Here is an 11820-nt window from a genome sequence, read left to right as displayed (position 1 = left end):
AAAATCTGCTGCACAATTAACTTATTTGACAAGCTTGACTGCTGAATTTTATTCAGCATGCTCATTTAAAATTGCTGACTTTTTTTCTAGTTCTTGTTTCCAAAAACCAGGTTGTAAAGTTCGCAAGTTACTCAATTTTGAAATCGCTATGCGATTTCGGAATTTTTCGAGTTCCTTTACATTACATTTGCATGTATTTGTCACTGTTTACTTTTCAAAGTCCATTTCTCAAAGTGTTATATACTTCGTATTACTGGGTCAGACTTCGTACTCTGCGTTGCTCATTTACCTTTGTAAATTCCGCTACTCGAGACTCGTCTTCCTTGTACTACTTGTATCTACCACTTTGAAATCAACCTTAGATACCGCATTACTGCGTCAGATTTCATATTCTGTACTGCTCACTTATCGTATAAGCTCCGCTGCTCGAAATTCATCTTCCGATGATTCACATTGTGAATCATTGTTCTGTCTCGCATCTATCATCTTGATTCCTTAAAAGTATTATTACTGTTGACTTTCAAGGTTTGCCGGCCGCTCACCGCGACGGCTTTATTATGTTACCATGTTGCTATCATTATGTCAACACTTTTTTTAAAGAAGTTTTTATAGTGAAAACTAATAAAATTTCTTTCAGTTTTTGGCAGCCGGCACTACCATTATCAAGTAAAACCATACCGTCAACCTTACTGTTTTAAGCGTTGCCGTCGATGACAGCTTGGTTAGTATATCATCAACTATCCTGCAGTATCAACAAGTGTTTTCTTTGTTTTTTGCCTTTATTTTAATTCATATGGCTTTTCCTCGATTATCCATACAAATTTCTTATGTTTAGTCCGATATGCTCATGTTCAAAAAAACATCTTAAAAGCATCTTAAAAATTATCTATTAGAACTTATCACTTTTGAAAAGAACAAGGTTGGACAGGGCAGGCATAACTTACTTGAGATACGAAAATAATGTTAGAGAAAGATTGTCTTTGTACATACAAATAACATAAAGAGTCCTGAAGTTTTATCCTCAAGACTCTCAATAAATCACTATAACCAATATAATCAATAAATCATACTTAATGAACAGCAATATTACTTGATAAGCAGGGCAGTACGTGACAGTAATTATTATTTGTCCCAGTTCTCAAGCAGATATTTCTCTGCCTCTGCGCACCACAAGCCCCTGTTTTTCTTAGTTATTTCTGCAAGTTTTGCAAAGTGAGGATTGGTTTTTCCCTTTTCCTCAAATTCATCAATTGCTGTCAGTTCCATAAAAATATTTGTATAAATGAGTTTCTTTCCGGCAGGTGCTTCAGGAAGTCTTAACGTAGCTTCGGCCGCACTGTCCAATCCGCCGATATGAGTGACCATGACCGCAGGATCTATCTGATTCCTTTCAGTCATTCTCAGGGATTCTATCATATCATTGGTATTCCCCCCGGTAGTTCCTACTATATGGGATGAATTATAATGCACATTATAGAAATTAATCAGGGCAGAAAAATTTACGTCTGTCGGTCCAGCAAAAAAGTTAAGGCAGCCATCCCGTCCAAGTATCCTGTCCCCCTGCTCCACAACCGGCTTGACGGGTGCATATACAAACACATCATCAAAGCCTGTTCCGCCGGTCAGGTTTCTGAGATATCCGGGAACATCCTCCATATTGCGCGTATTAACGAATATCAGATCGATTCCCAGCTTTTTTGCTTCCTCTGCAGGAAAGATAACTTCCGCCCTTTTCAGTCTTTGTTCATCAACATCGGATACTACTATCATTCCGGGTTTTCTGTCGCAGTGAAGTGCATAATCAACAGCTCCCAGCCCCATTGGGCCAGCTCCTGCCAGTATGGCAAGTTTTCCTCCCTCAACAATGCCCATCCTGTGTTCATAGCTTCCCATGGATGTATGATAGCTTGCATGATATGCACCGATGATACATGACATCGGTTCTGCAAGAGAGGCATTATAGTAACCGTCTCCCTCGTATGGCAGCAGACAGCCCAGCTCCATAACCTCCTGCGGCATGATGATATATGTTGCGTCTCCGCCGCAGTAGCGGTACGAATAACCCGGTGAATCCATGCTGCCTTTATAATTCAGCGCAGGCTGCATGGAAAATTTCTGTCCCGGCTTGAACTGGTCCCTCCATTTGGCCCCGACCTCCACTATGTTGCCTGCCATTTCATGTCCGATAATGACAGGATTTTCTGCTGCATCCTTTGGCACTCTTTTATGTTCGGTTCCCAAAATAGCAGCTTTATAAGTAGACATGCATATGCTGTCCGATATAACCTGAACAAGAATTTCATCCTGCTTAATCTCGGGCAGGTCGAACTCCTCCATTCTCAAATCATTTTTACCATATAGTCTGACAGCTCTTGTTCTCATTGTTCAGCCACTCCTTTTACTTATTTGTTTTTACGTATATACTCAAATTTTACTTTATTCTCCAATTCTTTTATTGTTTCAAAGTCTGCAGGCTGGCTCCCTGAAGTCATAACATTTGCAGTGGCGGAAGCTACCGCAAGCAGGGCTGACTTTTCGAAACCGTATCCCATATCCAGCGAGTAAGTCAATGCGGCAACCATAGAGTCCCCGGCACCGACAGTACTTTTAACCTCCACATCAATGCTGTTTGCAAACAGTGAAGATTCCTTGTTGACAAAAATGGCCCCTTCGGCTCCTAAAGAGACGGCAGCAAACTCTACTCCGTATATATCAATAAGTTTCCTTGCACGTGACTCGGCTTCCACAGCACCTTCGATTTTTTCACCGAAAAAACTCTCAAGTTCATGAATATTGGGCTTGACCATATAAGGCCCTGCCTCTATTCCATACTTTAATAATTCACCGTCGGCATCCAGAATGGTTTTTGCCCCTGTCTCCTTTGCAGCTCTGATCCATTTTCCATAAACGGCCTTGTCAACATTTGCAGGAACACTACCTGAAAAAACTACAGCCGAATCCTTATTTATCATGGCGAATATCATTTTTTCAAATGCCGTAATTTCTTCCGCACTGAGCTGCGGTCCAGCTTCATTGATATCCGTATTGGTCTTTCTTTTACTATCAACCACTTTAAGATTTGTCCTTGTTTCGCCTTCAATATAAAGAAACTTGTTTTCTATCCCCATGCCATTCAAACAATCTTTTATAAAATTGCCGGTGTTTCCTCCAAGTATTCCGGCTGCACAGCTCTTTCCTCCCAAACTCCTGATGACCTTGGAAACATTTATACCTTTTCCTCCGGCATCCAATCTCACAGAAGCCACCCTGTTTACAGTCCCCACTTCAAAATCCTGTATCTCAACAGTCTTGTCAACTGCCGGATTCAGAGTAATCGTTATAATCATGCCCGCCCTCCATATAAGTACTGCTCAAGTACCTGGTATTATTAGTCACACTTAATTTTTCATATATTTATTGTTCTTCTCATTGTAATACTCCTCAAGGATACTGCACAATTCGTCAAAAATATCTTCCTTACTGCCATCCTTCAGTATTCTTATAAATTCGGGCTGGTCAACCAGTATTCCATTTACATGGCTGATAGTCTCCAGCATGTATCTGCTGCTTCCTTCAGGCGCTACAGCAACCATGGCGAGCTCAGCTCTTTCCTTGATATTTCCTTTGGTTTTGATATCCTTATTCAATTTTATAATGCCGAAATGTATTTGGGAGACCGCTTTTGTACGGCAATGCAAGAGTTTTATCCCGTATTCCTGAATATAAGTTCCGCCCTTTTCCTCTCTCTCCTCCATATCCTTGACCAACTGTTCGCGGTCTTCCTCACTGCTGCATGCCATCCGGCTTATATTATTTATCAGCTGACTGACATCCTCTGCCTGAGTATCTCCAATATAAAAGAAATTGTCCAGAATTTCAGTTATTGCGTTGTTATAACAGTTTAATTCGAACATTTTTTCTTTAAAATTTAAGGTTTTCTTTTTACCGGAGGGCTGATTGGGACAGGTATTTCTTACCTCTTCCAGAAGTGTATCTATCCGGGCCTTATCTTCCTGGAACAGCAGAGGATTGACCACAACCACAGGAACAGGGCATTCGTCCAAAACGACAGTAGAAATAATAAGCTCTATTCCTTTTTCCTTAAGCCAATTATTATTGATATTAAACATTGAAACGGTACCGGCTACTTCAATATTGTCATATTCCTTTTCAATCCTTGTAGCAAGCAGCCTGGAAGTACCTATCCCCGTAGCACAGGCTATAGCCGTTCTGAAAACCCGTTTTGGCGAAACCTTGCTTTTTTCGATAGCCGCACCGAGATGCATGGCAATATAAGCTATTTCGGTATCGGGCATCTTAATATCTATATATTCTTCAACCACTTTTATACATTTCTCAGCCAGTATCATTAAATCCGGATAATGGGTTTTAATTTGCGTATAAAGCGGATTTCTTATTTCCAAATTCATTTTCAGCCTGTTGATGGCCGGTCCCAGATGGTTAGTTAACCCGGTAAGCAGCTTCTCGTTCTGCGAGAGGAATTTACCGGTCTCATTTTCGGCTATACGGATTATTTCCCTGGACAGCTCTACAAGTTCATTACTGCCTATGAAATTCCCGCTGTCTTTTTCATTGATTTTAATGTTCTTTGATCCCTTTATATGCATGGTTATATAACCGATTTCATCACCGGGAACCTTTATATCAAATATATCTTCAATTTCGCGAGCAAGTTTTTCGGCAACAGTATACTCTTCACTGTTTTTGAGTTCTTCCATAAACTTCTTATCTATGACAATGTCTTCATTCTTTCTGATCCTTTGGACGGCAATGGCCAGATGCACAATCAATCCAACAACCGCACTGTCCGCAAGATTGTATCCTATTCGTTCCTCAGCTTGATGTACCAGTTTTTCAAGCTGATGAATAGTATTCCCGTTAACAAGATTCAGCAGTCTGCTCCTTGCAATCAGTTCGGTATTGCTCACCGGCACCTGCTCTTTGGAAATATTTTTTCTTATAAGTCCCAGGAGATGGTTTTCATTTATATTTTCATATATGAGATTGATCATGCATTTTCTTATATTGTCTTCCTCACCCTCGATGTAAACCCCGAGTCCGGGCTTCCTTACCAGGGTCACCTCCTGCTTTCCCAGCCATTCTTCAAGCTTATCCAGGTCATTGCTGACAGTTGCTTCGGCCACATCAAGAATCCGTGTGAATGTGTAAAGTTTGACCGGTTCCTGATTTTGAAGCAATTCGCTGCATATAATTGTCTGTCTTTCTTTTGGCGTGTATAGTTTTTCTTCCTTTTCTTCATCCAAAAGATTTATCAGGTTGTTTTTATCCTCGGGCTTTCCGATTGCACGTATGCCGACCCCTGATTTCTTTTCAAGCCTGCAGCCTGTGTTAAGCAGCCATTTTTCTGCAGCGGGCAGCTCTCGCAATATGGTTCTGTTACTGATTCCAAGTTCCTTTGCAATTGCTGTAACTGTTATATAATCACTTGTACTGAATATTTTCTTTAAAATATTTTTTACTCGTAAATTGATCCTAGTATCCAGAACACACACCTCCCTCGGAAAAATTAATTAAGAAGTCTTTATACGTTTTATTATAACGCATCTGTTCAGAAGAAAATTTTTCGGCTGTAGAAAAATTTTCTTACCTCTGCGCGTTTCAACGAGGCAAAGGTGTCCTCAGGACACCATGGATATGCTCACCGCTTGAAAACCGAAGCAGTACCCGTCCCATAGAGGTGGAGGACATTTATTGCCTCGTTATATACTCTCGCTTTGCAGGAACACCAACCGATTTATAATACTTATATAAGTATTATAAATATTATTAAAATAGTTTTACAGGACAGTGAAAAGCTCCACTGTCCCATATGCTGTTTACCGGTTACATTATCAGGCTATGATAACCGTTTTACAAACTCATCATATTCCGGGCTGTTTATAAAGTTATTTATGGATATATGCTCGGCATTGGGCGCAGCATTTTTGGCCCTTCCGCTCAGACTTTCATGTGTGAATACAACATCCGCATCTGACGGAATATCTTCAATAGAGCAGTTGGTCACTTCAATATCCAAACCAAGTTTCTTTATTTTATTTCGCAGAGTAGATGCTCCCATAGCACTTGATCCCATTCCGGCATCGCAGGCCACAATTACTTTTTTAATGGAAGTTTTTTTAACCAGACCCTTGCTTTCAGCCTTCATTCCACTTACTGTGGCCTTTGCAGCTTCAAGCTCCTTACCGGAAAATTCCTTTGACCTCTTAATGAATACAGAGGCTAAAAGGAAGGATACTGCACATGATATTATTACACCAGCCAGCACAGGTAACAATCCGCCTTTCGGAGCCATGATGAAGTACATGATAATACTTCCCGGAGCCGGTGGTCCTATGAGACCTGCACCTAATATATCAAATGTAAACACTCCTGATATACCGCCTGCAATAACAGCCAATATCAGTATGGGATTCATAAGTACATAAGGGAAATATATCTCATGAATACCGCCTAAAAAATGGATAAGGATTGCTCCCGGAGCCGATTGCTTTGCCATACCCTTGGAGAAAATCAGATACGCAAGTAATATTCCCAGTCCTGGTCCTGGGTTTGACTCCAGCATAAAGAAGATTGATTTTCCGACTTCCGTTACCTGCTGGGTTCCAAGCGGAGTAAGCACTCCATGATTTATTGCATTATTCAGGAACAATATTTTTGCAGGTTCGATAAATATACTTGCGAGAGGTAAAAAACCTGCTTCAACAATAGCCCTAACCACATTTCCAAATGCATCGGTAGCAACTTTAATAATGGGACCAAATCCCACAAGTCCGGCACATGCCAGCCCCATGCCCAATATGCCGTCAGTGAAATTATTAACCAGCATCTCAAAGCCCGGCTTGATTTTTCCATCAAATAACCTGGCAAACAACTTGGTTATATATCCTCCAAGCGGTCCGACAATCATTGCTCCCAAAAACATAGGAGTTGCTTCATTTATATTTTTTGCTCCGCCTGCTCCAAGGATCATACCTAACGTAGCAACCGCACCAACTACCGCACCACGCTGTCCACCCACCGCTCTACCGCCTGTATAACCTATAAGAATCGGTAAAAGGGCTTTAAGAAATGGATCTACCATCTGTGCAAGTGTTGCATTGGGAAGCCATCCAGGTCCGATAAACAATGCTGTAATTAGCCCCCATGCAATAAATGCACCGATATTTGGCATTATCATACCGCTCAGAAAGCGGCCGACTTTTTGAATCCGTTCCTTAATTTTTATCTGCGGAGCAGACGAATGGGTATTAATATTTGAACTCATTATAACTCCTCCTCGAATTAATTGTGCATGCCATATATCTCAAATAGTGACCCTATGTCTAGAATAAGGGGCTATTGTAAGACCTTTATTTCAAAAGTTATTGCTGGATCCAAGCAATCACAGCTCCTGCAACTCTTTCTCAAAAAAAAGTACCATACGTTCCATAGCTTTTTCCTGATCTTCCCCTGTTACCGAGATCTCAATACTTTCACCGGTTTCAGCGCCCAAGGTCATAACACCTATAAGACTTTTCGCAGGCACTTCTTTTTCTTTGAACCGTATTATGATATCCGATTTAAAAGCTTCAGCTATACTAACCAAAACAGATGCAGGTCTTGCATGCAGACCTACCGCACAGGTGATTACAAAATTATTAGTCAGCATTTAATCTCTCCTTTACATAATTTCTAATTTGGGCCGCATCACTTATTTTTAAAACATTTTCCGCAATATCTCCGGCTTTTTCAAAGGTTAGATTACAGATGGTTTTCTTTATATAGGGAATTGAGGACGGAGCCATTGAAAATTCATCCAGGCCCAGTCCAAGCAATACTGCCGCACTTTCAACATTGGATGCCATTTCTCCGCACATGCCGACTTTTATCCCGGCTTCATGCCCGGCCTCTATAACATTTTTTATCAGCCTCAGCACGCCGGGGTGCATTGGATTATATAAGTAGCTCACGTTTTCATTCATCCTGTCTACTGCAAGTGAATACTGGCATAAATCATTTGTGCCTATGCTGAAGAAATCCGCCTCTTTGGCCAATATATCCGCCGTCATGGCTGCCGAGGGTATTTCGATCATTATTCCGACCTGGATGTTCCTGTCATAGGGTATACCCTTTTCATCCAGGCTGTTTTTCACTTCATCCAATATCTTTTTTGCAGCTCTCAGTTCTTCAATACCTGAAATCATGGGAAACATTATTTTTAATGTTCCATACTTACTTGCCCTTAATATTGCTTTTAACTGGGTTTTAAATACTTCAACCTCTTTGAGGCATATTCTGATGGCCCGGTATCCCAGAAAAGGATTTTCTTCCGCCGGAAGCTCCAAACCCTTTATCTGCTTGTCTCCGCCAATATCCAGCGTTCTTATTATACAGGGCATACCGCCCATAATCTCAGCTGCCTTTTTATATGCCTGAAATTGCTCTTCTTCGGACGGAAGCTGATTCCTGTCCATATAAAGAAACTCTGTTCTGAACAGGCCTATTCCCTGTCCACCTTTCTCCACAACACTCAGCGCTTCTTCAGGCTTCCCGATATTTCCAAAGAGCTCAACCCGAATTCCGTCAATTGTTACAGCAGGTTTTTCTTTCAGCTGTCCGATTTCCTCCTGCACAGCCAAATGCTTTTGCTGTTTCTGCATATAAAACCTGAGCTGTTCACTGCCGGGATTTGAAATGACTGTTCCTTCGGTGCAGTCGAGGATCACCGTTTCTCCCGAACTTATTTTTAAAATGTTTTCACCGCAGCCCACTACTGCCGGTATTTCCAACATTCTTGCAACAATTGCGGTATGGGAGGTTTCTCCGCCTTTTGCTATGGCAAACCCCTTGATGCGGGCTTTGTCCAGAGCTACCGTATCGGCCGGTGTCAAGTCCCTGGCTATAAGAATGGTATCTGCTTCAAGCTGTGATAAATCAATCCTTTCCCTCCCCAGAAGAGCGTCCAGAATGTAACTTCCTACATTCTCCACATCCTCCGCCCTCTGTTTCATATAATCATTATCTATTGTAAGAAACATGGCTTTAATTTTATCAACAGCTTCCAATACCGAAGCCTCTGCGCACAAATACTGCTTTTGAATATTTGTCCTGACCATGTCGTTCAGAATGGGATCGCCCAGCACTTTGATGTAAGCTTCAAAAAGCTGTAAATCCTTCTCCTCGAAGATTTTTGAAGCTTTTACCTTTGCTTCTTCCAGCTTCTTGCCGGCAATTTGAACCGCTTCTGCAAACCTGGCCATTTCATTTTCCAATTGAGTTTCACCGATTTTTTTACCGGTGTATTCCTTGCTCTTATCCTCTTCCTGATAAACAAGCGCACTGCCGATGCCTATTCCATTGGAGGCGGGAATACCTTTTATCATAACAATCACCATATCCTTTTATTTTCTTCGATTGCTTGAACTATTAAAGCTTATCAGTAAGTGCCCGGTAAATCCTTTCACTGTCCTTTACTGTGAACAACTCTTTTATTGCCTCACCTTCCTGTATGAATTCCGCAATATTTGTAAGGATCTTCATATGCTCATTACCCTTTCCCGCTATTCCGACTACAAGATAAGCCACCTTGTTTTCTCCGAAAATAACACCGTCAGGAAACTGCAGTACACTGATCCCGGTCCTGATGATTTTATCCTTTGCTGCACCTACACCATGGGGAATCGCAATTCCTTCGCCTATATAGGTTGAATACACCTTTTCCCTTTCCTGCATAGCCTCTATATATCCGGGCAATACATATCCGCCGTCAACCAGCAATTGTCCTGCCATTTCAATAGCTTCTTCCTTACTTACGCTTTTCTGGCCTGTCTTAATGTTTTTTAGATCGAGTATGCCATAACATTTATTTACATTTACACCTGTATTATCCATATGCCCCTGCACCTTATCAGTTTCAGGGGTTTTTTCCTTCTTTCCGAAAAATGAAAAGCCCATATATTATCTCTCCCTTTTATTTTCAATTTTAGTATTAAACTTGTACGTTAAGAATTATTTTTGAGATAAATTATTTGATTTATTTTATTAAATATTTTAAGACTTTTATTTGATGATTATATTATAATATAGTGAAATGTTTGACTTCAATCAATTGTTCCGCATTTTTGACACTGATTATTAGTGCCAAAAGCGAATATGCCTGAAATTGCGGCAGAACACTTGTGTTCCACCTGCAATTTCAGGCATATATACATTTTAATGGATTCTTTATTTAAGTCATTCTGCTTTATATCGTCAATTCCCCCAACCTGTTCTGGAAATGCTCTATGTGCATTTCCAAATGTTTATAGTAGTGGTTGATGATTTCTTCAAGTGGTATTGCCTCTTCATTTTTGATCCAAACATTTTGCAGTTTGTCACTTTCAATGCCTTCAATCAGATTAATCAGCATGCAATTGTAGTTATACCAGAGAGAGACAAGCAATTCCCAATTCATGCTGTTGTAATTCTGGACTCTGATCCACTGTTCAGCCTCGTAAGCAGGAAAATCCATGAGATCGGAAAACTGAAGCCGTACAAACCGCTGGTGATTATTTGATGCCGAATCAATCAAATGTCCGAGGATCTCTCTCAGTGACCATTTATCCTCCGAAATTTTTATATTTGTAATATCGCCGTTTATTGAATTTAAAAATACGTGAAACTTTTCAACTGCCTCTTTATAGTTCATTTACTAATCCACCTTTCTTCCCATGTATAATAGATGTTCACAGCAACCGAAAATAAAGCTATTTTTTAAAAATTTGCCTTAATGCCTCATCTATTACCCTTGCATTATTTATTGAGTCCTCAAAAGCAATATAGGGCTTTTCACCGTTTAAAATACATCTGCCGAACTGTTCAACCTCCAGCATGTAATTATCCGGGCATAGAACAGTGATTTCCTCTGTTGCAGAGCCTGTTTTTACAATTAACCTCGTTTCACCTTTTGAGTTGAATACAACAGGCACCGAAATGCTTCCCCCGTCTCCGACCATTGTATATTCAACCCGCGGCATACACCGGAAAGAACAGTAGGATACCGCCTTTACGCCTCCTTCAAATTCCATAACGATACAGCTGCTCTCATCAACACCGGATTCCTCACCTATCTCTCCTGTTGCAAATATGGATACCGGTTCAGCACCAATAATGTGTCTTATTATATTAATGTTGTAGCAGCCTATATCATAGGTTGCACCACCTGCTAAAGCTCTGGACACTCTCACATCATTCATATCTTTAAGCAAAAAGCTGAAATACGAGTCCATAAATTTTATCTTGCCGATTGTTCCGCTGTCAACCAGTTCCTTTACTTTTTTTGTCAGCGGACTATGCCTGTAGGCAAAGGCTTCCATAAGCAGAACTCCGTTTTTGTCGCAGACTTCCTTCATAAGCCGGGCTTCCTCTTCCGAAATCCCCATAGGTTTTTCACAGAGTACATGTTTTTTCTTCTCGGCAGCTTTTTGGGTCCATTCACAATGCAAGCCGTTGGGGAGCGGAATATATACGGCATCTACCTCAGGATCATCCAGAAGTTCATCATAGCTCTGATAGGCTTTTACAGGATTGAACAGTTTTTTGAATTTCTCCAGCTTTTCGGGTCCCCGGCTCGATATTGCATACAATTGAGCATTGTCGGCACCTAAAATCCCCGGAATTACGGCCGATTCTGCAATTCCTGCACAGCTTATAATACCCCAGTTTACTTTATTCTTCTCCATAATATTTTCCTCTTTCCTAAGTAAATAAATAGACTTTTCAATAATATTTATATGACTATTTTAAATGAATAAAATATTG

9 protein-coding genes are annotated in these 11820 nt (G+C 40.7%); all 9 read right to left on the bottom strand.

The window, feature by feature from the left end; all coding sequences use genetic code 11:
• Positions 1–1122 precede the first annotated feature (1122 nt).
• A complete protein-coding gene (locus T344_RS0114405) occupies positions 1123–2382 on the bottom strand; it encodes a zinc-binding dehydrogenase (protein WP_027629297.1) in 1260 nt (419 codons plus the stop codon).
• 20 nt (positions 2383–2402) lie between these two features.
• Complete coding sequence (gene pfkB, locus T344_RS0114400) at positions 2403–3347, bottom strand: 1-phosphofructokinase (RefSeq protein ID WP_027629296.1); 945 nt, start codon at positions 3345–3347, stop codon at positions 2403–2405.
• A gap of 51 nt (positions 3348–3398) precedes the next feature.
• Entirely contained in the window at positions 3399–5534 is a 2136-nt protein-coding gene (locus T344_RS0114395; RefSeq protein WP_027629295.1) for a BglG family transcription antiterminator, read from the bottom strand.
• Between the two features lie 344 nt (positions 5535–5878).
• Complete coding sequence (locus tag T344_RS0114390) at positions 5879–7306, bottom strand: PTS mannitol transporter subunit IIBC (protein WP_034861601.1); 1428 nt, start codon at positions 7304–7306, stop codon at positions 5879–5881.
• A gap of 117 nt (positions 7307–7423) precedes the next feature.
• Positions 7424–7690 (bottom strand): HPr family phosphocarrier protein, encoded by a 267-nt coding sequence (locus tag T344_RS0114385; protein WP_027629293.1) that lies wholly within the window; start codon positions 7688–7690, stop codon positions 7424–7426.
• Positions 7680–9404, bottom strand: coding sequence for a phosphoenolpyruvate--protein phosphotransferase (gene ptsP, locus T344_RS0114380; RefSeq protein WP_027629292.1), 1725 nt, complete (start codon positions 9402–9404; stop codon positions 7680–7682). Before ptsP ends, T344_RS0114385 begins: the two co-directional genes overlap by 11 nt.
• Before the next feature lie 43 nt (positions 9405–9447).
• Complete coding sequence (locus T344_RS0114375; RefSeq protein ID WP_084331237.1) at positions 9448–9975, bottom strand: PTS mannitol transporter subunit IIA; 528 nt, start codon at positions 9973–9975, stop codon at positions 9448–9450.
• 289 nt (positions 9976–10264) lie between these two features.
• Positions 10265–10708: a DinB family protein gene (locus tag T344_RS0114370; protein WP_027629290.1), complete on the bottom strand. Its 444-nt coding sequence runs from the start codon at positions 10706–10708 to the stop codon at positions 10265–10267.
• 58 nt (positions 10709–10766) lie between these two features.
• A complete protein-coding gene (locus tag T344_RS0114365) occupies positions 10767–11741 on the bottom strand; it encodes a Gfo/Idh/MocA family protein (RefSeq protein WP_027629289.1) in 975 nt (324 codons plus the stop codon).
• Positions 11742–11820 lie beyond the last annotated feature (79 nt).

Origin of the sequence: Ruminiclostridium cellobioparum DSM 1351 = ATCC 15832, from assembly GCF_000621505.1 — a bacterium.
Classification (GTDB): Bacteria; Bacillota; Clostridia; order Acetivibrionales; family DSM-1351; genus Ruminiclostridium; species Ruminiclostridium cellobioparum.
This window is presented reverse-complemented; position numbering and strand designations above follow the sequence as displayed.